The following is a 23995-nucleotide window of genomic DNA, read 5'->3' on the forward strand; positions in this document are numbered from 1 at the left end:
GCCCGGGTGCACGACCATATCGTTTCACATTCCCGCCCCCCAAAGCATAAAAAGCGTTTCTATGCATTCTATTCAGGGGGAAGGGGGTTTATGCCGGGGGGTTACGACACGAGGTAGGTGATGTCCTCGAGGGAGAGCTGGGGCTGGAGCGCGGCGTTGATGGCGAGCGAAAGGTGCTTGGCCCCCCGCTCGATGATCGCGTCGATGTCGCGGGGGGTGACCATCATGGCGGAAGCGCCGGGCGCGGCGTCGCGGCCGTCGTCCCCGAGGATGTCGCGGGCGAGGGTCTCGCCGTCGACGACGGTGGGGATGCCGACCGATACGACCGGCACGCCGAGGGATTCCTCGCTCAGCTCCCGCCGGGCGTTGAGCACCCCCGAGCCGGGGGAGATGCCGCTGTTGGAAAGCTGGATGGTGCGGCCGAGCCGGTCGAGGGAGCGGGAGGCGAGCGCGTCGATCACGACGACGCAGGCGGGCGCGAGGTCGCGCACGATCGAACGGACGATCTCGCCCGTCTCGATGCCCGTCTGTCCGAGCACGCCGGGCGCGAGGGAGGCCACGGGGCGCAGCCCCGAAAGGCCGGTCTGCTCCGCGAGCTGGGCGGGGATGTGCCGGGTGGCGAGCACCTGGTGGGCGGCGCGGGGGCCGAGCGCGTCGGGGGTGATCTGCTCGTTGCCGAGCCCGACCACGAGCACCGAGCCCTCCGCGGGCAGCAGCGCGGAGAGCTCGTCCGCGACGGCGTGGGTCACGTCGTCCGCCGGCTCCACGCTGGAGGACACGGCGGGCAGTTCAAGGGTGATGTACCGGCCGCACGGCCGTCCGAGACGCTCGGCGGCCTCGGGTTTGGTGATCTCCACGCGGGTGAGCTTGACGCCCGCCCGCTCGTCCTCCGCGATCGAAACGCCGTCGGGCAGGCGGTCCCGGTAGGGTTCGGCGGCTTCCACCGCGAGGTCGGTCCGGATCAGGTTCATGGGGGTCCCTCCGATTCTTGACGAAACTGTTAAAGTTTTTCGCGCGGTTGTAAAAGCCGGGCGGTTGGTGTATATTATAAGGACGGAACGACGCGGCGGCCAAGCCGCGGGATAAAGGAAAGGAAAGCTATGAGCGTGCGGAAAATCGGGGCGCGGATACTCGCCGCCGGCGTGATCATATTGTTGGTCGCCCTGCTTCTTTTATTCAATACGAACTCGGTGTGGGCCCTCATCACACTGGGGCTTTCGATCGTTGTGAACACCGCCGGCCTGGCGATGCTCATGGTGAGGGACAAGAACGCGGATGAATGACGGGGGATAACACCATGGACTACCTGCGCCGCACCTGGGCGGACATCGACCTGGACTGCATCGTACACAACTACCGCGAGCTCAAAAGCCGCCTGACGCCCGGCTGCCGCACGATGGCGGTGGTCAAGGCGGACGCCTACGGCCACGGGGATGGCTACGTCTCCCGCGCGCTCCAGCGGGAGGGCGCCGACTGGTTCGCGGTTTCCAATATCAACGAGGCGATCTCCCTGCGCAGGCAGGAGGTCGCCCGCCCGATTTTGATCCTGGGCTGCACGCCGCCCGAGATGGCGCACACCCTGGCGGAGCTGGGCATCTCCCAGACAGTCTATTCGGAGGAGTACGCGGGGGAGCTTTCCCGCGCCGCGGTCGAACAGAAGGCCGTGATCGACTGCCATGTGAAGATCGACACGGGAATGAGCCGCATCGGCTTTTTCGCCCAGCACGGCCATGAGGCGCGCGCCGCCGAGGAGATCGCGCGGGTGTGCGCGCTGCCCGGACTTTCCTGCACCGGCGTCTTCACCCACTTCGCCTGCGCCGACGAGTGCGCCGGGGACAGCCGGGACTATACCCGGATGCAGTACCGGTCCTTCCTGGACACGGTGGAGCTGCTGGAAAAGCGGGGGATCACCTTTGCGCTGCGCCACTGCTGCAACAGCGCGGCGGCGCTCGCCTATCCCGAGATGCACCTCGACATGGTGCGGCTCGGCGTCGTGCTCTACGGCCTGCCCCCCTCCCCCGAATACGCGGGGATGGCGGACCTGCGGCCCGCCATGTCCCTCTACACCACCATCACGATGGTCAAGACGCTCGAGGCCGGGATCGCCGTCAGCTACGGCCGCCGGTATGTCACCGAGCACGACGGCCAGAGGCTCGCCTCCATCGCGATCGGTTACGCCGACGGCTACCGCCGCAACTTCACCAACAAGGGCCGCGTGATCGTTCGCGGACAGTACGCGCCCATCACCGGCGCGGTCTGCATGGACCAGCTCATGGTCGACGTGACCGGGATCGACGGGGCCCGCAGCGGCGACGTCGTCACCCTCATCGGCAGCGAGGGCGGCAAGTCGATCACCCTCGACGATTTTGCCGCGCTCAACGGCACAATCAACTATGAGGAGGCCTGCCTCATCGGCAGGCGGGTCCCGCGGGTATACATACAGGCCGGCCGGGAGATCGCAGCCGTCGACTATGTGATCGCCACGCTGTGAGATTGTCCGCTCGGAGAGCGGCGGAGGTTGTCGGTGGCCGGCCGACGGCGGTTTTAGATTTGCCGCTCAACGAGTGGAGGAGCTTGTTGGTGGTCGTCCGACAGCGGTTTTAGATTGTCCGCTCAGGGAGCGGCAGAGTTGCCGGGTCCCGCCCCGGCAGGCGGCCCCATTTCTTGTGCGGACAAGAAATGGGGGAAAGAAGCCGCAGGGGGCTATGCCCCCTTGACCCCCAGCGCCGCCTCCGGTTGGCCTTCGGCCAAAGTCGGCGGCGCCCCGTCCACGGATCAGCGGACAAGCCGACAGCATCCTGCCGGCCGCCGCGCCGCGGGCGCAATGCCTCTGCCGGCGAGTCTCCGGAACCGTACCGGGAATGCTTCCGGGGAGACACGCGTATCACACCATGCGCATTTTAGGAGCGCCGCCCACGGGCGGCGCTCCTTTTTGGCAGGTCTCCTGTTCCCGTGTTGGGAGCGCCCGCAACCTGAATTGAGCCCTCAGCTGGCGTATTCGTGGGGAGCGGTTGTAACCGGCGGGTACTGGCAAGGTACTCCCGGGGGATTCTCAAGGGGACTGGCGGAAGTCCCCTTGAGCGTCCTTCTTTGGGTACTTTCTTTGACGCAAAGAAAGTACCCCGCCTGCCGGGGCGGGACCCGGCAATCCCCTGCCGCCGAAGGCGGCTCCTCTCAGCCCTCCGAAGGAGGGCGATAAAACCTCCGCCGCTCCCCGAGCGGCAAATCTAAGAAGGCCTCCTGTTGGCGGGCAGCCGACAAGCTCCGCCGCCCACTGGGCGGCAATGAAAAGCGCCGCTGCAACAAAATCCGCTTGATAAATCGGGGTATAGCGAATATAATAGGAACGTTCAAACGAATTCCAGGGCGAAATTGGAGGCAGCTTATGGACAGCAGGGTAGACCGCTTTTTCCACGGCATCAAGGGCAAGAAAATCTCCGTCATCGGCATCGGCGTGAGCCACAGCGACCTCATCAGCCGGCTGAACGACTACGGCGCGAAGGTGACCGCGCACGACCGCCGCACCCGCGAAGAGGTGGGGGAGGCGATCTGCAACAATTTTGAGGCGCGCGGGGTCAAGCTCCGCCTCGGGGAGGACTATCTCGAAAACATCGACGCGGACATCGTCCTGCGTACGCCGGGGATGAAGTTCCACCACCCTGTGCTGGAGCGGCTGCGCCGCGACGGGGTCGCCGTCACGAGCGAGATGGAGCTCTTTTTCGACCTCTGCCCCTGCAAGACGATCGGCATCACCGGCAGCGACGGCAAGACGACCACCACCACGCTGATCACCGAAATCCTCAAGGAGGCGGGCAGGCGGGTGCATGTGGGCGGCAACATCGGCCGCGCGCTCATGCCGCTCATCCGCGACATTCGCGAGGGGGACTTCGCGGTGGCGGAGCTGTCGAGCTTCCAGCTCATCTCGATGCGGGAGAGCCCCGACATCGCGGTGGTCACCAACATCACCCCCAACCACCTCGACGTGCACAAGGATATGCAGGAATATATTGACGCCAAGCGCAACATCTTCGCGCATCAGGGGGCGTTTTCCCGCACCGTGCTCGGCGTGGACAACGACGTCGCCGCCTCCTTCGCCAACCCCGAATGCGTGCGGGGCCAGCTCTTCGAGTTCTCGGTCAAGCGCCCGGTGCGCACCGGCGCGTTTCTCGGGGAGGACGGCATTATCTACATGTCGGTGAACGGCGAGCGCACCAAGATCATGCACGCCGCCGAGATCAAGCTCCCCGGCCTGCACAACATCGAAAACTACCTCGCCGCGATCTGCGCCACCTGGGGCTATGTCGACCGGGAGGCGATCTACAACGTCGCGGTCGAATTCGACGGGGTGGAGCACCGCATCGAGTTCGTCCGGGAGAAGGACGGGGTGCGCTGGTACAACGATTCGATCGCCACCACCCCCACCCGCACGATCGCCGGGCTGGAGAGCTTTGACCAGAAGCTCGTCATCATCGCGGGAGGCTACGACAAAAAAATCCCCTTCGACCCGCTCATCCCCAAGCTGGTGGAACGGGTCAAGACGCTCATCCTGATCGGCGCGACCGCCGACACGATCGAGGCGGAGGTGCGCGCCTTTCCGGGGTTCGACCCGGCGGAGCTCGCGATCCTTCGCGCCGGAAGCCTCGAGGAGGCGGTCAAAAAGGCGGCGGAGGCCGCCGGACCGGGCGACATCGTCTCGCTTTCGCCCGCCTGCGCGAGCTTCGACATGTTCCCCAATTACGGCACGCGCGGCCGCCGCTTCAAGGAACTCGTGAACGCGCTTTGAACGGAAAATGAGTTTGAAAATACAGGAGGTTCCCATGACCACCACGGAACAGATATTAACCCTCGCGGGCGCGCTCGGCGTGTCCGGCGGGGAGGATGGGGCGGTGGAAGCGGCGCAGCAAATGCTCGCGCCGCTCGGCGCATGTGAGCGCGCGCCGCTCGGCTCGCTGCTCTGCCGGATCAAGCCGGTCCCCGCCTCGGGCGAGCATGTGATGCTCACCGCCCACATCGACAGCGTCGGCATGATCGTCACCTACATCGACGACGGCGGCTTTCTGCGCGTCTCGAACGTCGGCGGCATCGACCGCGCGCTGCTGCTCGCGGCGCAGGTCGTCGTGCACACGGCAAAGGGCGAGCTGCCCGGCGTCGTCTGCACCGTGCCGCCCCACCTCAATTCCGACGACACCCACCTGCCCAAGATCGAGGACATTTCGATCGACGTGGGCCTTTCGGCCGAAGAAGCGCGGGAAAGGATCGCGCCGGGCGACCGCGTGACCTTCTGCTGTGAGGCGCGGGAACTGATGAACGGCCGGATCAGCACGCGTGCCGCCGACGACCGCGCCGGCTGCGCGGCGGTCATTTTGGCCGCGGAAAAGCTGGCGGGACGGGAGCTTTCCTGCGGGCTGTCCGTCGCGCTGACCACCCTCGAGGAGGTCGGCGGACAGGGCGCGGCCACCGCCGCGAACATCCTTTCGCCCACCCACGCGGTGGCGGTGGACGTCTCCTTCGGGCACACGCCCGACTGCCCGCGCGCCAAGTGCGGCGAGATGGGCGGCGGCCCGATGGTCGGCGTCGCGCCGGTCATCGACAACGGCATGTCCTCCCGCCTGCGGGAGGTCGCCGTGCGGGAAAACATCCCCTTCCAGGTCGAGGTCATGGGCGGGAGCACCGGCACCGACGTCGACGGCATCGCCGTTTCGGGCGCGGGGGTGCGCTGCGCGCTTGTCTCGATCCCCCAGCGGTATATGCACACGCCGGTCGAGGTCGTCCACGTCTCCGACGTGGAGGCGGCCGCCGAATTGATCGCCGCCTATGTGGCGGACGCGTTTGGAGGTGTCCGGTGATGCTCTATGAGAACCTTGCCAAATTGAGCGCCCTTCCCGGCGTGTCCGGCTGCGAGGAGCCGGTGCGGTATGAAATCCTCAAAATGATCGAGGGACACTGTATCTACAAGGTGGATGCGCTCGGCAACATCCTCGCCTTCAAAAAAGGGAAACAGGCCCCCGCCCATCCGCTCCTCTTTTCGGCCCACATGGACGAGGTGGGGCTGATCATCACCTGGGTGGAGGAGAGCGGCCTGCTCAAATTCACCACCGTGGGCGGCATCGACCGCCGGGTGCTCCCCGGCAAATCGGTGCGCATCGGGGAGACCTTTGGCGTGATCGGCTCCAAGGCGGTGCACATGAAGTCCGCCGACGAGCGGGACAAGGCCCCCGAGCCCGACGCGCTCTTCATCGACATTGGCGCGAAGGACCGCGACGACGCGTTTACCCGTGTCGCACTGGGGGACCGCGCGGTCTTCACCTCCCAATACACCGCCTTCGGGGACGGCTTCCTGCGCGGGCGGGCGCTCGACGACCGGGTCGGCTGCGCGCTGCTCGTCGAGCTGATTGGGTCGGAGCTTGCCTACGACACCCATTTCGCCTTCACCGTACAGGAGGAGACGGGCACGACGGGCGCGCGCACCGCGGCCTATCAGACGGGTGCGGAGATCGCGGTCGCCGTCGAGACGACGACCGCCTGCGACATCCCCGGCACCCCGCCCGAAAAGGTGGTCTGCTCCCTGAAAAAAGGCCCCGTCCTATCCTTCATGGACAAGGGTACCGTCTACGACATGGACCTCTACCGCCGCGCGCTCGCTGCGGCGAAGGCGGGCGGCATCGCCTGCCAGCCCAAGGAGGGCGTCTACGGCGGCAACGAGGCGCGGTCGGTCCAGGTCGCGGGCAGGGGCGCGCGGGTGCTCGCCGTGTCGGTGCCCTGCCGCTATCTGCACACCCCCTCCTGTGTCGTCAACCGGTTCGACGTGGACGAGACGCTCCGGCTGCTCAGCGCGCTGGCCGCCGATTTCGGCGGATGATCCGCTATGCCGGTGGCGAATGGGCGGCTCTTTTTGAGGCGTCGGTTGGCAAATTCGGTATATTTGGAACAAAAATATACTCGCAGTATCAAACCTATGGCCTTTCGGACGGGGTGCTCGACCTCTGGCTGCTGCTTGACGGGGACCGCGCCGTGGGCGCGGTGTCCCGGCTGGACGGCACCGTCACCCTCGCGGCGGACGCCGCGGCCGATGCGGACGAGCTAGCCGCCTTCCTCGCGGCCGTCGGCTGCCGCTCCTACGAGGGGGAGCGGGCGCTCTGCGAACGGGTGAACGCCGTGATTCGCGGCGGGCTTCGCTCGTCGCGAATCCTGCGGTGGGGCGGGCGTTCCGCCCCGGCGGACGCCCGCCCCGCCGCGGCCGCGCCCTGCGCGGACGGCGTTCCCCCGGGGACTGCCGCGCCCGCCGAGGACCTGGGAGCCGTCTATGCGCTGCTCTGCGCGGCCGACCCGGCGTTCGCCGCGCGCACCGATTATGCCGCGTGGCTCACCGAGGTTTCCCACAAGCGGCGGCACGGTCTGGCGGATATTTACATACTAAAAGTAGATGAGCGTATCGTTTCAACAATTGGTATTTACTTTAAGGACGCCTCCCGCGCGATTCTGGCGGGTTTGGCGACCGATCCGGCCTGCCGGGGGCGGGGCTATGCCCGCCGGATGATGGCGCACGCGACAAATGCCGCGCTTGCGCAGGGCCTCGAGCCCTGGCTGCTGACCGCGGAGGACGGGATCGCGGCCTTCCACCGCGCCTGCGGCTATGAGGACGCGGGCTTATGGTCTAAAGGGAACTTTCGAGAAAGTTCCCTTTAGAATCCTTCAAAGCTTTTGGCGCAGGCAGGGCGCGGGGGTTCTCCGCACGCTCGGACCGTGCGGCGGAACTGAGGCGGTCGGGGGACGAGGCTGGCTATTAACGTGAGGCGCGCCCGAATGAAAAGTTTTAGAAGGGTTCCCTGGTGCGGTCGGGGGGGCGGGCGGTTTTCGGGACGAGATACGCCCGAATAAAACGTTTTGAAGGGGGGCTGGGGGAAACTTTCTCAAAAGTTTCCCCCGGAGGTATGGTTGAACAGTTTTTTCACATCGATCCATCTATCGCGCGGATGGCGGAAGAGGCGGAGGAGACCTGCCGCGAGGCGTTCGCGCGCATCGACGGCAACGCGGAGTATAACGGCATGAAGGTGCTCTCCGCCTTCATCGAAAACAACGTGAGCGAGAGCCACTTTGCGGGCACAACCGGCTACGGCTACGACGACCGGGGCCGCGAGGTGCTCGACCGGGTGCTGGCGCGGGTGATGGGGACGGAGGACGCGCTCATCCGGCACAATTTCGTCTCGGGCACCCACGCGATCACGACGGCGCTCTTCGGGGTGCTGCGGCCGGGCGACCGGATGGTGTCGCTGACCGGACTGCCCTACGACACCCTCCAGCCGGTGATCGGCATTGTGCCGGGCGGGCACGGTTCGCTTAAGGAGTTCGGCATTCGCTACGAGCAGCTCGACCTGCTGCCCGACGGGTCCCCCGACTACGCGCGCATGGCGGACGCGGTGAAGGGGGCGAGGATGGCGTATTTGCAGCGGTCGCGCGGCTATTCGCTGCGGGAATCGCTGAGCGTCGCGCAGATCGAAAGGATCGCGGGCATCGTGCGGGAGGCCAACCCCGGCGCGCTGATCGTCGTGGACAACTGCTACGGCGAGTTCGTCGAGCGCCGCGAGCCGGCGCAGGCGGGCGCGGACCTCGTCATCGGGTCGCTCATCAAGAATCCGGGCGGCGGAATCGCCAAGACGGGCGGATATATCGCGGGGCGCGCCGACCTGATCGAGCAGTGCGCCTGCCGGCTGACCGCGCCGGGCGTCGGCAAGGAGGTCGGCTGCACCCTCGGGCAGCTGCGCGGGATGTTTATGGGGCTCTTCTTCGCGCCCACCGTGGTGGCCGCCGCGCTGAAGACCGCCGTCTTCTCCGCGGCGCTCTTCGAGCGGCTCGGCTTCGAGGTCTATCCGCATTTTGACGCGCCGCGCACCGACATCATCCAGGCGGTGAAGCTCGGCACGCCCGAGGGGCTCTCCGCCTTCTGCCGCGGGGTGCAGAAGGGCGCGCCGGTCGACGCGTTCGTCACCCCCGAGGCGTGGGACATGCCCGGCTACGACAGCAAGGTCATCATGGCCGCGGGCGCGTTCACGATGGGCGCGTCGATCGAGCTTTCCGCCGACGGGCCGATGCGCGAGCCCTATGCCGCGTGGCTTCAGGGCGGGCTCACCTGGCCGAGCGGCAAGACGGGCGTGATCCTCGCGGCGCAGTCGCTGCTCGAATCGGGCGTGCTCCGAAGGGACGGTTGACAAGCCGCGATGCGGAATGGTATCATGATTCTGCCGCCGTCCGGCGGCGCCGCGCGGGTATGGCGGAATTGGCAGACGCGCAGGATTTAGGATCCTGTGCCGCAAGGCGTAAGGGTTCGACCCCCTCTACCCGCACCATGACTGACACCCTAAAAAACCAGCGCGTATGCGCTGGTTTTTTAGCTGGTGAAAGGGATGCCATGACGAAATGGATTTCGTCGTGTAAAGGCAGATAAAAACAACCAGTCCTGGGACTGGTTGTTTTTATTTGCCGCCGGGCCTGCGGTCGGGCGGTTCAGACGCGTTCCCACAGCAGACGGTTGTCCTCGAACCGCGCGGCGATCAGCCCCTCGTCGCAGAGGTAGCTGAGATAGGAGCGCACCGTACTGCCCACGAGGACATACTGGTTGAAATCCATCGTGAGCCCATAGGCGGAGAACACCTCCCGGATGACCTCTTCGGGCGTGCGGGGCTCGGCGCAGATGGCGAGCACCCGCCCGGCGATCTCCTGGACCTTGGCGCGGTTGAGCGCGGCGAGCGGGCGGATATCCTCCGCCGCGGGAGCGTGCGCCGGGACGAAGAGCTTCGCCTCGAGCGTCTCCACCCAGTCGAGCGTCTCGAGGTAGGCGCGCACGTCGTAGATGAAACCGACGTGGTATTTTTCGAGGACCGCCTCCCCGGAGAGGCAGTCGGCGAGGAAACAGACGCCGTCGGGCGTGCGAAAGCCGACCATCCCGAAGAAATGTCCCGGCAGCGGGAAAACCTCAAGCCCTTCGGGCAGCGGGGCGCCCTCGATGGGGGAGGGCTCGCTCTCCTGCGCCATCAAAAACTTGTTGCAAAGCGCCTTGCAGGGATACCCGCCGTAGAGGAAGGAGGGCTCGAGCCGCGGGGCGCGGATCAAGGCGTTTTCCGCGGGCGTCGAATAGACGGGGCAGTGGTACCGGTCCTGCAAAAACCGGTTCCCGCCGATGTGGTCCGCGTTCGAGTGGGTGTTGAGGATGCCCGCCAGCGTCCAGCCGTTGGCGTCGAGCAGCTTGCGCACCCTGCGCCCCGCGTCCTTGTCGTTGCCGCTGTCAATCAGCCACGCGCCGTCCTCCGCGAGAAAAAGCCCCATCTTCGCGGGACAGTCGATATACCACGTCTGCTCCCCCGCCCGGATCAGTTCATACATGCCGACGCCTCCTTGTCCGGATGATGACACCATTTTACCACAAAAGCGAGGCGGCCGGAAGTCCCTTCCGGCCGCCTCTGCTGGGGTGCTGTTATTCCCCCGAAAAGAGGGGGGTGGAGAGATAGCGGTCGCCCGTGTCGGGCAGCAGAACGACGATCGTCTTTCCGCTGTATTCGGGACGGCGCGCGAGCTGCGCCGCCGCCCACACCGCCGCGCCCGACGAGATGCCCACGAGCACCCCCTCCCGCCGCGCGATCTCCCGCCCGGCGGCAAACGCGTCCTCGTTTTCGACGGTGATGATCTCGTCGTAGACCGCCGTGTTGAGGGTGTCGGGGACGAAGCCGGCGCCGATGCCCTGGATTTTGTGGGGGCCGGCGCTTCCGCCCGAGAGGACGGGGGAGCCGGACGGCTCCACCGCGACGATCCGGACCGCCGGGTTCTTCGATTTGAGGTACTCGCCGACGCCGGTGATCGTGCCGCCGGTGCCGATGCCCGCGACGAAGACGTCCACCTCGCCGCCGGTGTCCTCCCAGATTTCCGGGCCGGTTGTGGCGCGGTGCGCGGCAGGGTTCGCGGGGTTTTCAAACTGCCCGGGGATAAAGGAATCCGGGGTCGCGGCGGCGATCTCCTGCGCCTTTGCGATCGCGCCCTTCATGCCGAGCGCGCCGTCGGTGAGCACCAGCTCGGCGCCGTAGGCCTTCAGCAGGCTGCGCCGCTCGACGCTCATCGTCTCGGGCATCGTCAGGATGACGCGGTAGCCGCGCGCCGCGCCCGCCGCCGCCAGCCCGATGCCGGTGTTGCCGCTCGTGGGCTCGACGATCACCGAGCCCTCCCCGAGCCGCCCGGCCCGCTCCGCCTCGTCAAGCATCGCCTTGGCGATGCGGTCCTTGACCGAACCCGCCGGGTTCAGGTATTCCAGCTTTGCAAGCAGCCGCGCGTCGAGGTTCTCCCGGCGTTCGTAGTTCGTCAGTTCAAGCAGCGGTGTCCCGCCGACCAGTTCGGTCATGCTGCGATAGATCTTTGCCATATCCAGTCCCTCCTGAAGGTGTGTTGCGGAATTCATTTAATTCCTATGTGTTTAGTATGAAATTAGTATAGCGGGAGAATGCCGGTTTGTCAACCCCCGGATGGGATGTTTTTCAGATCACGTAGTCGTTGCCCGCCTTTGCCCGCTGGATCTCCGCGAGGTCGGCCAGCGTCATGCCGTCCACCGTCTCGTTGATCGCGCGGGAGAGCCGTTCCCACAGCACGAGGGTCGCGCATTCTCCCGCGCGCGCGCAGGCGTTGGGGGAGTCGTCCAGGCAGGCCACCGGCGCGAGACTCCCCTCGATCGTCCGCAGGATTTCCCCCGCCGTGTAGTCCGCCGGGGCCTTCGAGAGCCGGTAGCCCCCCTGCGGGCCGCGCACGCTGCGCACAAGCCCCGCCCGGCCGAGCACCGTGACGATCTGTTCGAGGTATTTGACCGAGATCTCCTGCCGGGCCGAAATGTCCCGCAGGGAAATGTATTCTCCCGTGTCGTGCAGCGCAAGATCGAGCATGAGCCGCAGCGCGTAGCGTCCTCTTGTTGATATCTTCACGGCCATCCCTCCATTCCTCTGTCATTATACGCCCCCCGGGGGACTTTGAAAAGTCCCCTCAACTTGCCGAAAAAGTTTTTTCGGCAAGTTGAGGGGCCCGCTGCGGCGGGTTTATCCGCCCGCTCAACGTGCAGTAGGAACCTACGGTTTCCCCCCACACGCCCCCCTCCCTGTTTCCGTCTGACCGGCAGCCGCCGCCCGCGCCGCTTGCATCCCCGGGGAAAAGGCGGTATGATGATACCATTCCAAAAAAACGGAGGACGCCTATGCTCATCGCCGACCTGCACATCCACTCAAAGTATTCCCGCGCGACCAGCGGGGAATGCGTGCCGGAACATCTCGACCTGTGGGCCCGCCGCAAGGGGATTGGGCTTCTGGGCACGGGGGATTTCACCCACCCCGCCTGGCGGCAGGAGCTGCGGGACAAGCTCGTCCCGGCGGAGGAAGGGCTCTACACCCTCCGCGAGGGACTGCATGTGGAGGGCGCCGCGGGAACGGAGCGCCCCCGGTTCGTCGTCACGGGGGAGATCAGCTCGATCTATAAAAAGGACGGCCGGGTGCGCAAGGTCCACAACCTCATCCTCCTGCCCGGCCTCGAGGCGGCGGAGGCCCTCTCGAAAAAGCTCGAGGCGATCGGCAACATCCACTCGGACGGGCGGCCGATTCTCGGGCTGGACAGCCGCGACCTGCTGGAGATTACGATGGAAACCTGCCCCGAGGCGGTCTTTATCCCCGCGCACATCTGGACGCCCCATTTTTCCCTCTTCGGGGCGTTTTCCGGCTTCGACACGATCGAGGCCTGCTTCGGCGACATGACCCCCTGCATCCACGCGGTCGAGACGGGGCTTTCCTCCGATCCGCCGATGAACTGGCGGCTGTCGGCGCTCGACCGCTACGCGCTCATCTCCAATTCGGACGCGCACTCCCCCTCCAAGCTCGGGCGGGAGGCCAACCTGCTGGAGATCGAGCCCTCCTATCCCGCGCTGGCCTCGGCGCTGCGCGGGCGCGGCGCGCCCGGCTTTCGCGGGACGGTCGAGTTTTTTCCCGAGGAGGGCAAGTACCACTTCGACGGGCACCGCAGCTGCAAGCTCTGCCTGCGCCCGGGCGACACCCCGGCCGACGGGCGCTGCCCCGTCTGCGGCGGCAAGCTGACGATCGGCGTGCTCCACCGGGTGGAGGAGCTCGCCGACCGGGAGGAGGGCTTCGTTCCGCAGGATTCGGTCCCCTTCCAGAGCCTCGTGCCCCTGCCCGAGGTGATCGCCGCCTGCACCGGCTTCGGACCGGCGAGCGGCCGGGTGACGGCCCGCTACGAGGCGCTGCTGCGGGAGCTTGGACCCGAATTCACCATCCTGCGGGAGGTCCCGGAGGAGGAGATCGGCCGGGTGGCGGGCCCGGCGGTGGCCGAGGGGGTGCGCCGGATGCGGCGCGGTCAGGTGGAGCTCTCCCCCGGCTACGACGGGGAGTATGGGAAGATCAAGCTGCTCGACCCGCAGGAGATCGAGACGCTCGCGGGGCAGATGAGTCTGTTCGGATCGTCGTCCCTGCCCGCGCCCAAAAAGAAAGCGCCCGCCGCGCCGCGGCCTGCCCGCGCGGCCAAAAAGGCGGAGGAGGTCTCCGCCGCCCCACCGGAGGGCGGGGCGCTCGCGGGGCTCAACGAGGAGCAGCGCGCGGCGGTCACGGCGGCGGAACACGCCGTGGCGGTCGTCGCGGGGCCCGGCACCGGCAAGACCAGGACGCTCGTCGCCCGCGTCGCGTGGCTCGTCGGGCAGGGGGTCAAGCCCGCGCAGATCACCGCCGTCACCTTCACCAACAAGGCGGCGGGGGAGATGCGCGAACGGCTCGAGGCCCTCTTCGGCAAGCGCGCCGTGCGCGCGATGACGATCGGCACCTTCCACGCCATCTGCCTGCGGCTGCTCTCCGAACGGGGGCCGGTCTCGCTGATCGGGGAGGGGGAGGCGCTCGCCGCCGCCTCGGAGGTGACCGGCGCGCTCGACCTGCGGCTCTCCGCGCGGAAGCTCGTGCAGGAGGTCTCCCGCCGCAAGGGGGGGCTGCCCGCCGACGGGTCGGTCCCGGTCGAGGCGTGCGAACGCTACTGCGAACTGCTGAAGGAAGCGGGCGTGCGCGACTACGACGATCTGCTGCTGGACGCCTACGACCTTTTCGTTCACGGGGAGGCCACGGCGAAGGAGCGGCGCGCCTTCACCCACCTGCTCGTGGATGAGTTCCAGGACGTGAGCGACGTGCAGTACCGGCTGGTGCGCGCCTGGAGCGGGGAGAGCGCCGGGGTATTCGTCATCGGCGACCCCGACCAGTCGATCTACGGCTTCCGTGGGTCGGACGCCCGGTGCTTCGCGCGCTTTGCCGCCGACTGGCCCGCCGCGAAGACCGTCGTCCTCACCCGCAACTACCGCTCCACCCCGCAGATTCTGCGGGCGTCCCTGCCGGTCATCTCCAAAAACGGGGGCCCGGAACGGACGCTTGAGGCCCAGCGGCCGGACGGCGGCCCCGTGCGGCTCGTCATGGCGGCGGACGAATTTTCAGAAGCGATCTTTGTGGCCAAGGAGATCAACCGGCTGGTGGGCGGCATCGACATGCTTGACGCACAGGGCGGCGGGAGCGCGCAGCCCCGGGGCTTTTCCGACTTTGCAGTCCTCTGCCGGACCCACCGGCAGGCCGAGGCGCTGGAAAAATGCCTCGGCATCGAAGGGATTCCCTACCTTGTCGCCGGGCGGGACAAGCTCCTGTCCGACGGGCTGGTGCGGGGCGCGGTCGGCTTTTTCCGGGGCCTTTGCGGCTCTGCCGATCCCTTCTCCCTGCGCGCCTGCCTGACCGAATCGCTCGGCTGTGAAAGGGCTGCGGCGGACGCCTTCCTGCGGACGGCCGCCGGGGCGGCGGCCGATTCCCCGGCGCGGCTGCTGGAACTGCTCCCGCCAGCGCTCGCGGCGGCGGAACCGCTTGTCCTCTGGGCGGAGCTGGCGGAAAAATATCTGCCGCGCGCCCGGCGGGAAAAGCCCCGCCGCCTGCTCGAGGACTGGATCGGGGATACCGGGCGCTCCTCCCCCGCCATGGAACGGCTTCTAAACATGGCGGTGCTCCACGCCGACATGCCCGCCTTCCTCCTGAACCTCACCCTCGGCGAAGAACGGGATGTGGCGCGCAGCGGCAGCCGCGCCTACCTCTCCGACGCGGTCACCCTGCTCACCCTGCACGGCGCGAAGGGGCTCGAATTCCCCGTCGTCTTTCTCTGCGGCGCAAAGCGCGGCGTGCTCCCCCTCGACTCGCCCGGCCGCGAGAACGATCCCGCCGAGGAGCGCCGGCTCTTCTACGTCGGCATGACCCGCGCCAGGGAGGAACTTGTCCTGCTCTGCCCGGGCGAGCCCTCCCCCTTCCTCGCGGACATCCCCGCGGACCAGCTCGCACACAGCCACGCCACCCCGGCGCGCCGTCCCGCGCCTGGCGGCGTGCAGCTGAGTTTTTTCCAGGGGAACTTTTGAAAAAGTTCCCCTGGACCCCTCAAAACGTTTGGTTCAGGCCGGCCGCGCCGGCACTTACCGTTCCTTTCGTTGGGAGCGCCCGCAACCTGAATTGAGCCCTCAGCTGGTGTACCCGTGGGGAGTGACGGCAACCGGCGGGTTATGGCAAGGTACTCCCGGAGATCCCTAAGAACCCGGCGGAGGGTTCTTAGGCGGACTTTTGGTTCCTTTTCGTCCGTCCGAAAAGGAACCCGTGGCGCGCGGCGGAACGCGCTCGTGATTCTTGCCGCTTTTTAAGCGGCAATTCCCGTCCAAGCTCCGCCGGGCGCAGCACGGCAAATCCAAAACCGCCCGCCGGGAGGCGGTCACCGATCCTCGACGATCATGGTCTGGAGTGCGTCGGGGGAGGTATCCCGGCTGAAGATGTACAGGGTATAGGTGGCGTTGGGGCGGATGGTGACGAAGGTGGACACCAGCGCCTGCGGCAGTTCAAAGACGGTGACGCCGCCGTCGAGCGTTTCGATGTCCGCCATACGCGGCTCGGGGCGCAGGTTTGTCTCGGCAATGTCGATCTGGTAGTCGCCCGGGCGGATGCGTTTGAAGGAGGTGACCTCCTTGAAGCGCACGTCGCTGTAGATCACGCGCCCGTCGCCGAGCAGGATGTCGACCGGATTGCTGTAATAAGCCAGGTTGCACGCCCGGAAGCAGGACATCGAGGCGGGCCGCGCGCAGGAGGTGTCGGAAATCTGCAGGAGGTCGAGACCGCTGGCGGAGTTGATGACGGCGATCGTCACGCTGTCGTCCGCCTTGAAAGGGATGGATTTCTGGAGATAGACATAGCCGTTCGTGCCGGTGACCGTCACGGTCTGGAACCCGTTGGACACCCTGCCGTAAGGGGTGAGGGAGGTAAAGCCGAGGCCGTTGACGATGAAGCGGTTGTTGATGAAGATGCGGAAGGGCCGGTAGCCAAAGGCGGCGTTGAGGAAGCGGACCTTTCCAAACCTGCCCGCTCCGCAGTAAAAGCAGGGCGGATTCGGCGCCGGCAGGATGGGGATCGTCTGTCCCGGACGGCCGGGTGCGACGGGTCCGCCCTCCCCGGGGTTGGGCAGCGGCACGACGGGGAAATTTCCGCCGGGACCGGGCGCGACCGGACCGCCTTCGCCCGGGTTGGGCAGCGGGATGGAGGGGGTATCGCCGCCGAAAACGGGGCCGCCCTCGCCGAAACCGGGGAGCGGCAGGGCGGGCGCGTCGCCCGGTGCAGCCGGGCCGCCCTCCCCGGGATTGGGCAGCGGCGCGACCGGGATGTTCCGGCCGGAATATCCGCCCATGTTGTCGGATGAATACATGTTGATCCATCTCCTTTCACGATTTCTACCATACTATTAAAAAGCCGGGCCTCCGGTGATTCTTCCGGGGCCCGTTTGCCCGCCGGGGAGAAAAACGCCCCGTGCGGGCGCGGACGAAAAAAGGGGGGCGCGCTGCCAAACGGCAGCGCGCCCCCCTTTTTTATAGGCAAAACGGGAAAGCCCCGCTTCATTTATTTCCCGGCGGCGCGCAGGGAGATAAACCGCAGGGTGTCCCGCAGGACCGGCTCGCTCTTCACGTCGATATAGAGCCATTTGCCGCCCATCGAGACCTTCGTGTTCCGGAAGAGCTCCTGCGTGTAGGGATCGCAGGCGGTGATCAGCAGCTCCGCCTCGGGCAGGACCCGTTCCCCGACCACCACCATGCAGGAAAAATACCCCTCGTTCGGATAGAGGGTGCAGAGCGCCCGGCCGCCCTTTTTGTATTTGACGTTCCAGCCCGGCGCCATTGAGCAGCAGCTGTACTCGATCCTGGGGGCGGCGCCGTAGGTTTCCTCAACCGTGCGGCAGAGGGCCCCCCAGAGTGGGCTTCCCACGCAGGCGTCGATCTCCTCCGCCGAGGGGGCGCGGTCCTTCGGATAGGTGTCCTTCCATGCCATAGACGGTTCCTCCATTTTCATTGCGGCGCGGACGCGCCTGTTTCCTTTGTCCTCAGAACCGTGACCGCCGCATAGTGCAGGATTTCAAAGCGCGGCGGCGCGATCCGTTCGAGCAGCGCGAGGTGTTCCCGGTCAAAGCGCGCGATCTCCTCCGCGGGCAGGGAGGCCCCGATCCCCCGGCAGGCCTTCATCCGTCCGTTCCACCCCTCCCGGGTGAAGGGCACCCGCAGGTCGAAGACCTCCTGCCGCTCCATCTCGAAATCGGCTTCGTAGGCGTCCGGCACGGCGATCGGATGCCGGGTCTCGCCGCCGCCGGTCCAGCCGGGATTGTACCTTTGCACGAGCTCCTCGCTCTTCGCGGCGATCGGGTCCTCGCCGGGCAGCCACGCCATATAGAGCGCCGCGAGCCGCCCCGGGCGCTTCAGGATCCGGCTGAGCCGCGGGGCGAGCAGGGCGTGGTCGAAGTAAAAGAAGCACTGGCAGGCCGTCACCACGTCGAAGCTGCCGTCCGGAAAGTCGGTCTCCTCCGCCGGGAGGCACCGGAAGGCGATCTCCAAGCCCGCCTCCTCCGCCAGCCGCCGGGCCTGCGCGATCTGTTCCTCCGAGATATCGGTCCCCACGAAGGAGGCGCCGTAGCGGCAGAGGTTCCTGGGCAGCACCCCCGTCCCGGTCCCGAGGTCCAGGACGGCCTGCCCCTTGGTGCAGAGCCCCATGTCGAGCAGCCGCCGGTAAAATTCGGGCGGGTAGATGTCCCGGTATTTCGCATAGTCGACGGAGGCGCGCCCCCAGTCGAACGCGCGGCCGTGGTCGATGTTCCGGTTTGTGTTCATGACGGCTCCTTTCAGAAGGGCGCGCCGCGCGCGGGTTTTCTCCCATTATAACCGATTGCCTCCCGCCGGGCAAGCTTGGACGCGGAGTGTGCGGGAAAATGGTAAATTTTGTAAATGTGTGCCGGGGAAGGTGGGTAGTTTGCCCAAGTTTGAAAAGAAAGATTTGTCTCAAGTGATGATTCGTAAAAAACATCTTGACTTCCCAAACGAACAAATTTATAATACGGATTGGGAACGTTCCCTAAAAGCTTTGGAAATGAAGGGGTGGTTATGGAGTTTTCAATACTGGATATTGCCCAAAAGGCCGGGGTCTCCAAAAGCACCATTTCCAGAGTGATCAACGGAGGCTCGGTGAGCCCCAAAACCCGGAAGATCGTGGAGGACACCATGCGGGAGATGGGGTATTCCCCCAACTACATGGCCAGGGGCCTGCGGGGCGTACATAACACGGTGGTGGGCATCCTCTCGCTGGGTAGCAGCATGTTCAGCCACCCCTCCATATCCCGGCGCATCGCCGGCATCCTGGACACACTGGGGGAAAACGACTGCGACCTGCTCATCGTCCACGATCTGCTCCAGCATAGCCCGGCCCCCGGGTATGTGCCCAAGTATGTGCGCTATCTGCGGGATCAGAGGATCCAGGGACTGATCACCCTGGGCTGGGACGACCTGCCGGAGGTGCAGCAGGCCGCCAACCAGTTTCGCAACGTGGTGTACGGCGGTGAGCGGCTGCAGATGAACCGCGGCTTCCGAGTCTACCACGGAAACTACTACTACAGCTGCGACCTCTATCATCTCCTGGTGATGAACGGCCACCGGCGGATTCTGACGACCGTGGGCTTCGAGCCGCAGGACGAGCAGTTCCGCAGGGCGCGGATGCGCGCGTGGGAGAGCACCTGCCTTCAGGCGGGCATCCCCTACGACGAGGACTCCTTTTACCGGTCGCCGATGGAGCGGACGCTCACGGAGGAGTACCTGAGCGGCCTCTACCGGGCGTTCCGGAAGGGGAAATACACCGCGCTCTTCGCCGACGAGATGAGCCACGCGACCGCAATCCTGCTCTATTTCCGGGAGAAGGGGCTGCGGTGCCCGGAGGACTATTCGATCGTCACGATCAAGCGGGACGACGCCGAGGAACGGTTCATCACCTCCGTCTTTGTATCCGACTACGACTACGGCGTACTCATCACCAGGCTGATGCTGGAGGTGATCCGGAACGAGGAACTGGAGTACCGGGACGTGATGATGTCCTACTCGATGGAAATGCGCAAATCGGTGGGTAGGAACGCTGCCCACCCGTGAGTTTCTGACAGATTTGAAGTGTGTTGCGGCCGAATTTGAGGAATGGCCGCGCCGCAAAACGGGAACGTTCCCGTTTTGCAATCGGGAGGAGTAGAAGTGAGCACTACCTTTTTTGTTGCAGCCATGGCAATTTACATGGTGGCGATGGTCGTCATCGGCATCGTGCTGCGGGGGCAGGCCACAAAGTCGATCGCGGACTTCGGCCTCGCGGCAAACCGCTTTGGCTCTACGGTCATCGCGGCGGTCAGCATCGGGGCGTGGGTGGGGAGCGCCGGCCTCATCGGTCTGTGTGCCTCCAGCTACACGGGGGGCGTGGTCAGCTGGTGGAGCTACGCCAGCCTCTACCTCGTCACCCTGCCCTGGATCTATTTTTTCGCCAGCCGTCTGAAGGCGCTGAAGCTCTTCACCATCGCGGAGTTCTACCAAATGCGCTTTTCCGGCTACGACGGGGCCATCCAATACCCCGTGGGCATAGGATTCTCCCTGAAATACTGCATGATGATGGGGTTGCAGTTCAACGCCCTGGCGTTCCTGTTCACCACCTTCCTGGGGTGGTCCCATCTGCGCGGGGTGCTGGTATCGGCGGTCATCATCCTGTTCTACACGGCGATCTCCGGCTTCCTCAGCGTCATGGTCACCAACTTCATCCAGTCGATCTTCCAGACGCTCTGTCCCTTTTTGGCCCTCGGCTTCGTGCTCTTCAGCCTGGGGGGATGGCAGCCGGTGGCGCAGTACTACCAGGCGGCCGGGCAGCCGGAGGCGCTCTCCCTCTTCCAGGGCTTCGGCTGGGTGAAGGAGCTGATCTACTACTGCATTACGATGGGCCTGCTGGTCATCGTGGGTAACCAGGACGACCTGCAGCGGGTGGCCTCGGCCAAAAACGTGAAATCCGCGAAGCGCGGCCTCTATCTGGGGACCTTCCTCGTACTCCCCATTCTGGCGATCCCCTGCTATGTGGGCGCCGCGGCCAAGGTGCTGCTCGGGCCGGGCGTGGAGCCCAACATGGTGTTTTACACCCTCATGATGAAGGCGGGACCCGTGGTGGGGCTCCTGCTGCTCTACGGCGTGCTCTCCACGATCATGTCCTGCGCCTCCTCCACCCTTTTCGCCGGGGGGATGATCATCTCGAAGGACCTGATCCAGCATGCCATGAAATCGAGAGGGAAACAGATCAGCGACAAGGACGACATCTTCCTGAGCCGCGTGGGAATCCTTCTCTGCACCGTCTTCAGCATCGGCCTCTCCCTCTGGTTCCAGGGGATCATGGAGCTGATGGACGTGGTGATGTCCATCTGCGCGGCCGCGCTGGTGATTCCCTACCTGTTCGCCTGGTTCAGCAAGAAGATGAACACTGAGGGCGCGATCACCGGGATGGTCGCGGGAGGGCTGGCGGCCCTCGTCTGGACCATCCTCGGCAGACCCCACGGGCTCGATGCCATCTGGATCGGCCTGCCCTGCTGCCTGGCCGGGTGCCTGGTCGGGCAGAGGTTCGGCAAGGCGCCCACGCAGGCGGAGATCGACGCCACCTACTATTTCCAGGAGAAATTCCGCAGCCTCCGCCGCGCGGAAAAGGCCGGGTCCTGACCCGCGTCCGGGGCCGGTGTGTGGAAGGAATTTGTTTCGCCTCGAATTGGGAACGTTCCCGGTCGTTACAATGTTTTTAAGGAAAAAAGGAGGGTATTTATGGGACAGACGTCCAATAAGAAGTTTCATTACGCGTTTTTAGTGGTCCTGGTCTACGCCATCGCGCTGCCGGCGGTATTCCTGTTCAGCAACGCCTTCGGCCTGTACATGGTGCCGATCACCGAGGAGCTGGGGATTTCGCGCGGGGCCTATTCCCTGACGCAGTCCTTCAACGAGATCGTGTCGGCGGTGCTTTATTTCCTCTATGCAAGGATCGAAAAAAAGTTTAAAATTCGATATATCATCACCGCGGGCGCGCTGTCCGGGGCGATCGCGGCGCTCCTGTACGCGATCTCCGGCAACCTGCCGATGATCTTCCTGGCCTCCGCGGCCTCCGGCTTCATCTGGCCGCTGTTCAGCCAGGTCAGCGTGGGCAACATCGTCAACAACTGGTTCGCGCGCAAGGGCGCCACCATCATCAGTGCGATGTTCACCTTCAGCAACCTGTGCGCCTTCTTCACCTCGAAGCTGGTCGCCTCCTGGATCGAAAACGACGGCTGGCGCAGTTCAATGCTCTACACCATGTGGCTGATCCTCGCGGTGACGATCCTGGTCTTCCTCGTCATCCGCGACCGCCCATCCGACAAAAAGCTCCAGCCGTGGGGGATCAAGGGCAAGTCCGGGGAGGAAGCCCGGAAGCAGGAGGACGCGTCCGTGCTTCCCGGCGCGGAATTCAAGTCCGCCCTGCGCAGCCCCAAGCTCTACTGCGCCTATTTCTGGACCTTTATCACCGGCCTCATCGTCTACCCGGTGGTCTACGCGGTACCGGCGCATCTGAGCACGGTCGGGTTCGATACGGTGTTTTCGGGCGACGTGGTCGGCCTGTTCAGCATCGGCTCGGTGGTCTTCCTGCTGCCTCTCGGGTGGGCGATGGACCGCTGGGGCGTGCGGATCGGCACCACCCTCTGCGTGGGCGGCTACCTGCTCGCCATCGCCTCACTGCTCGTCATCACGCCGTCGATGTCCTTCCTGGGGCCGGTCATCGGGCTTTCCATGGGGCTGGGGATCATCCTCTTCACCGTGCTGCCCGTCTTCATGCGCGAGGTGTTCGGCTTCAAAGAGTACTCCAAGTTCATGAGCTACTCGGTGGTCTTCCGGACGATCGGCAGCACCCTCGGCTTCCCGCTGCTCAACTTCACCTATGACATCGTGGGCTCCTACAACACCGTCTTCGCCATCTTCGGCGGATTTTCGGCGGTCCTGCTGGTCCTCGGCCTCGTCGCCACCAGCAAGAAGAACCCCCTGTGGGTGGAGACCCGCCCCGGTTTCCAGGGATACGTGGGAGAGGCCCAAACGGCGGAGCAGGCGTAAAGCGCCCGCGCGCCCGTCACATTACAATATCAGGAGGTAAACAGCTATGAAAGAATACACCAAAATCCTTGCGGACTACGCCGCCGGGCTGAAATACGAGGAACTGCCCGCGGACGTCGTGGAGCAGGCCAAGAAGATCATCCTGCACACCATCGCCGTCAGCATCGCCAGCAGCAACATGAGCCCCACCGTGAACGCGGCCGCCGTTGCGGCGGCCCGCCGCAGCGGCCCGGACGCCACCATCTGGGGCGCCAAGGGCGTGCGGGTCAGTCCCTCCGACGCGGTGTATGCCAACGGCACCGCCGCCGATGTGCTCGACTGGGAGGACTGCACCTGGACCGGCCACGCCTCGGCGGGGGCGATCCCGGCCTCCTTTGCCTACGGCGAGCAGAAGCATGCCGGCGGCAGGGAAGTGATCACCGCCATCGTAGCGGCCTACGAGGTCTACCAGCGGATCGCCATGGCGGTCCAGCCCGACTTCGACACCTACCTCGCCCAGGGACGGGGCTGGGGGCTGGTGAACTGGCAGATCTTCGCGTCCGCCGTCGCGGCGGGCAAGATGCTGGGCCTGGACGCCGCCCAGATGGCCGCCTGCATCTCGCTGGCCGCCTATCAGGCGCCCACCCTCATGGGCAAGGACGGCGACGGGGACATCTACCACTACGCCCACGGCATCGCGGGCAGGAGTGGCGCGGAGAGCGCGGAGATCACCCGGCAGGGCTTTGAATATTACGCCGACGGGCTGGAAGGGGACACCGGCTACTGGCTCTACGTCTCCAACAAGTGCGACTGGGACTGGATGGACAGAGAGCTGGGCAAGACCTTTTACATCAACGAGACGCTGCTGAAGCACTGGCCCGCCAACGTCTGGGTCCAGGCGCCGCTGGACGGGCTGGACAACATCTGCACCCGGGAAAAGCTGACGCTCGCGGACATCGCCAAGGTGCGGGTCTCCCCGATCATCGATATCTACAGCGCCGAGAACCCGCTGCCCATGGGTCTCATCCAGGCGGAGTACAGCCTGCCCTACTGCTTTGCCTGCTACCTCACCGGAAAAAAGCCGTCGGAGGACTGGTACAGCCTCGAGAGCCGCTCCAGTAAGGAACTCAACGAGCTCTCCGGAATTGTGGAATACTTCGGCCCTCAGGCCAACCGCCTGCACATGTTCGAGATCTTCTGGCAGGGCACCTTCCCCGAAACCACGGTGGAGGTGGTTTGCAGGGACGGACGGGTCTTCAGCGAGACGCTGCGCGGACCCAAGGGACATCCCCGCAACAACTTCACGATGGCGGAGGAGAAGGAATTCTTCATCGCCCGGACGGCGGAGTTTATCGGCGCGGAAAACGCGGCGAAATTCGCCGACGGCGTCGAGAAGCTCGAAGACTGCGCGGACCTCAACGACCTGACCGCCCTGCTGGCCGGGAAATAAACCATTTACATCCGGATGCCCCCTGCACAGGGGGCATCCGTTCCGTCATG

The 23995-nt window shown here is 65.5% G+C and carries 19 protein-coding genes and 1 tRNA gene; 13 read left to right on the forward strand and 7 right to left on the reverse strand.

Annotation, left to right across the window (positions count from 1 at the left end):
• Window positions 1-101 precede the first annotated feature (101 nt).
• Window positions 102-971: a GPR endopeptidase gene (gene gpr, locus C1A13_RS01220; protein WP_101548393.1), complete on the reverse strand. Its 870-nt coding sequence runs from the start codon at window positions 969-971 to the stop codon at window positions 102-104.
• Window positions 972-1100: 129 nt separating this feature from the next.
• Between gpr and C1A13_RS01225 the strand changes: the two genes are divergently transcribed.
• From C1A13_RS01225 to C1A13_RS01260, 8 genes are all read left to right on the forward strand, one after another.
• The gene (locus C1A13_RS01225; RefSeq protein ID WP_101548394.1) at window positions 1101-1283 is read left to right on the forward strand and encodes a hypothetical protein; all 183 of its coding nucleotides are present in this window, start codon (window positions 1101-1103) and stop codon (window positions 1281-1283) included.
• On the forward strand, window positions 1280-2491 hold the full coding sequence (alr, locus tag C1A13_RS01230; protein ID WP_242970791.1) for an alanine racemase: 1212 nt from the start codon (window positions 1280-1282) through the stop codon (window positions 2489-2491). The genes C1A13_RS01225 and alr overlap by 4 nt, the downstream gene beginning before the upstream one ends.
• A gap of 894 nt (window positions 2492-3385) precedes the next feature.
• The gene (gene murD / locus C1A13_RS01235; RefSeq protein ID WP_101548397.1) at window positions 3386-4783 is read left to right on the forward strand and encodes a UDP-N-acetylmuramoyl-L-alanine--D-glutamate ligase; all 1398 of its coding nucleotides are present in this window, start codon (window positions 3386-3388) and stop codon (window positions 4781-4783) included.
• A gap of 34 nt (window positions 4784-4817) precedes the next feature.
• The gene (locus tag C1A13_RS01240; RefSeq protein WP_172439116.1) at window positions 4818-5846 is read left to right on the forward strand and encodes a M42 family metallopeptidase; all 1029 of its coding nucleotides are present in this window, start codon (window positions 4818-4820) and stop codon (window positions 5844-5846) included.
• Window positions 5846-6859 (forward strand): M42 family metallopeptidase, encoded by a 1014-nt coding sequence (locus C1A13_RS01245; RefSeq protein WP_101548401.1) that lies wholly within the window; start codon window positions 5846-5848, stop codon window positions 6857-6859. Before C1A13_RS01240 ends, C1A13_RS01245 begins: the two co-directional genes overlap by 1 nt.
• On the forward strand, window positions 6856-7686 hold the full coding sequence (locus C1A13_RS01250; RefSeq protein ID WP_101548403.1) for a GNAT family N-acetyltransferase: 831 nt from the start codon (window positions 6856-6858) through the stop codon (window positions 7684-7686). The genes C1A13_RS01245 and C1A13_RS01250 overlap by 4 nt, the downstream gene beginning before the upstream one ends.
• A 245-nt stretch (window positions 7687-7931) precedes the next feature.
• Window positions 7932-9206 carry an aminotransferase class I/II-fold pyridoxal phosphate-dependent enzyme gene (locus tag C1A13_RS01255; protein ID WP_101548405.1) on the forward strand — a complete coding sequence of 425 codons (1275 nt, stop codon included), beginning with the start codon at window positions 7932-7934 and terminating at the stop codon, window positions 9204-9206.
• Window positions 9207-9259: 53 nt separating this feature from the next.
• A tRNA-Leu gene (locus C1A13_RS01260) sits at window positions 9260-9344 on the forward strand.
• A 157-nt stretch (window positions 9345-9501) separates the two neighbouring features.
• On the opposite strand, the gene C1A13_RS01265 is transcribed toward C1A13_RS01260, so the two are convergent.
• From C1A13_RS01265 to C1A13_RS01275, 3 genes are all read right to left on the reverse strand, one after another.
• A complete protein-coding gene (locus C1A13_RS01265) occupies window positions 9502-10377 on the reverse strand; it encodes an MBL fold metallo-hydrolase (RefSeq protein ID WP_101548408.1) in 876 nt (291 codons plus the stop codon).
• Between the two features lie 91 nt (window positions 10378-10468).
• Window positions 10469-11404 (reverse strand): cysteine synthase A, encoded by a 936-nt coding sequence (cysK, locus tag C1A13_RS01270; RefSeq protein ID WP_101548411.1) that lies wholly within the window; start codon window positions 11402-11404, stop codon window positions 10469-10471.
• Between the two features lie 112 nt (window positions 11405-11516).
• Entirely contained in the window at window positions 11517-11954 is a 438-nt protein-coding gene (locus C1A13_RS01275) for an RrF2 family transcriptional regulator (protein ID WP_101553157.1), read from the reverse strand.
• Between the two features lie 266 nt (window positions 11955-12220).
• On the opposite strand from C1A13_RS01275, the gene C1A13_RS01280 reads away from it, so the two are divergent.
• Window positions 12221-15448 (forward strand): UvrD-helicase domain-containing protein, encoded by a 3228-nt coding sequence (locus C1A13_RS01280; protein ID WP_101548413.1) that lies wholly within the window; start codon window positions 12221-12223, stop codon window positions 15446-15448.
• Between the two features lie 344 nt (window positions 15449-15792).
• On the opposite strand, the gene C1A13_RS01285 is transcribed toward C1A13_RS01280, so the two are convergent.
• The 3 genes from C1A13_RS01285 to C1A13_RS01295 form a co-directional block, all read right to left on the reverse strand.
• Window positions 15793-16773 carry a DUF4397 domain-containing protein gene (locus C1A13_RS01285; RefSeq protein WP_101548416.1) on the reverse strand — a complete coding sequence of 327 codons (981 nt, stop codon included), beginning with the start codon at window positions 16771-16773 and terminating at the stop codon, window positions 15793-15795.
• A 191-nt stretch (window positions 16774-16964) separates the two neighbouring features.
• On the reverse strand, window positions 16965-17390 hold the full coding sequence (locus C1A13_RS01290; protein WP_101548418.1) for a DUF3788 domain-containing protein: 426 nt from the start codon (window positions 17388-17390) through the stop codon (window positions 16965-16967).
• Window positions 17391-17407: 17 nt separating this feature from the next.
• Window positions 17408-18220 (reverse strand): class I SAM-dependent methyltransferase, encoded by an 813-nt coding sequence (locus tag C1A13_RS01295; RefSeq protein ID WP_101548420.1) that lies wholly within the window; start codon window positions 18218-18220, stop codon window positions 17408-17410.
• 270 nt (window positions 18221-18490) lie between these two features.
• Here C1A13_RS01295 and C1A13_RS01300 point away from each other — a divergent pair, with 270 nt between their 5' ends.
• From C1A13_RS01300 to C1A13_RS01315, 4 genes are all read left to right on the forward strand, one after another.
• Entirely contained in the window at window positions 18491-19522 is a 1032-nt protein-coding gene (locus C1A13_RS01300; RefSeq protein ID WP_101548422.1) for a LacI family DNA-binding transcriptional regulator, read from the forward strand.
• Window positions 19523-19618: 96 nt separating this feature from the next.
• Window positions 19619-21106: a sodium:solute symporter family protein gene (locus tag C1A13_RS01305; protein WP_172439117.1), complete on the forward strand. Its 1488-nt coding sequence runs from the start codon at window positions 19619-19621 to the stop codon at window positions 21104-21106.
• A gap of 99 nt (window positions 21107-21205) precedes the next feature.
• Window positions 21206-22516, forward strand: coding sequence for an MFS transporter (locus C1A13_RS01310; RefSeq protein WP_101548426.1), 1311 nt, complete (start codon window positions 21206-21208; stop codon window positions 22514-22516).
• A 46-nt stretch (window positions 22517-22562) separates the two neighbouring features.
• Entirely contained in the window at window positions 22563-23945 is a 1383-nt protein-coding gene (locus tag C1A13_RS01315) for an MmgE/PrpD family protein (protein ID WP_101548428.1), read from the forward strand.
• Window positions 23946-23995: the final 50 nt, after the last annotated feature.

Origin of the sequence: Anaerotruncus massiliensis (ex Togo et al. 2026), from assembly GCF_900199635.1 — a bacterium.
GTDB classification, from domain to species: domain Bacteria; phylum Bacillota; class Clostridia; order Oscillospirales; family Ruminococcaceae; genus Anaerotruncus; species Anaerotruncus massiliensis.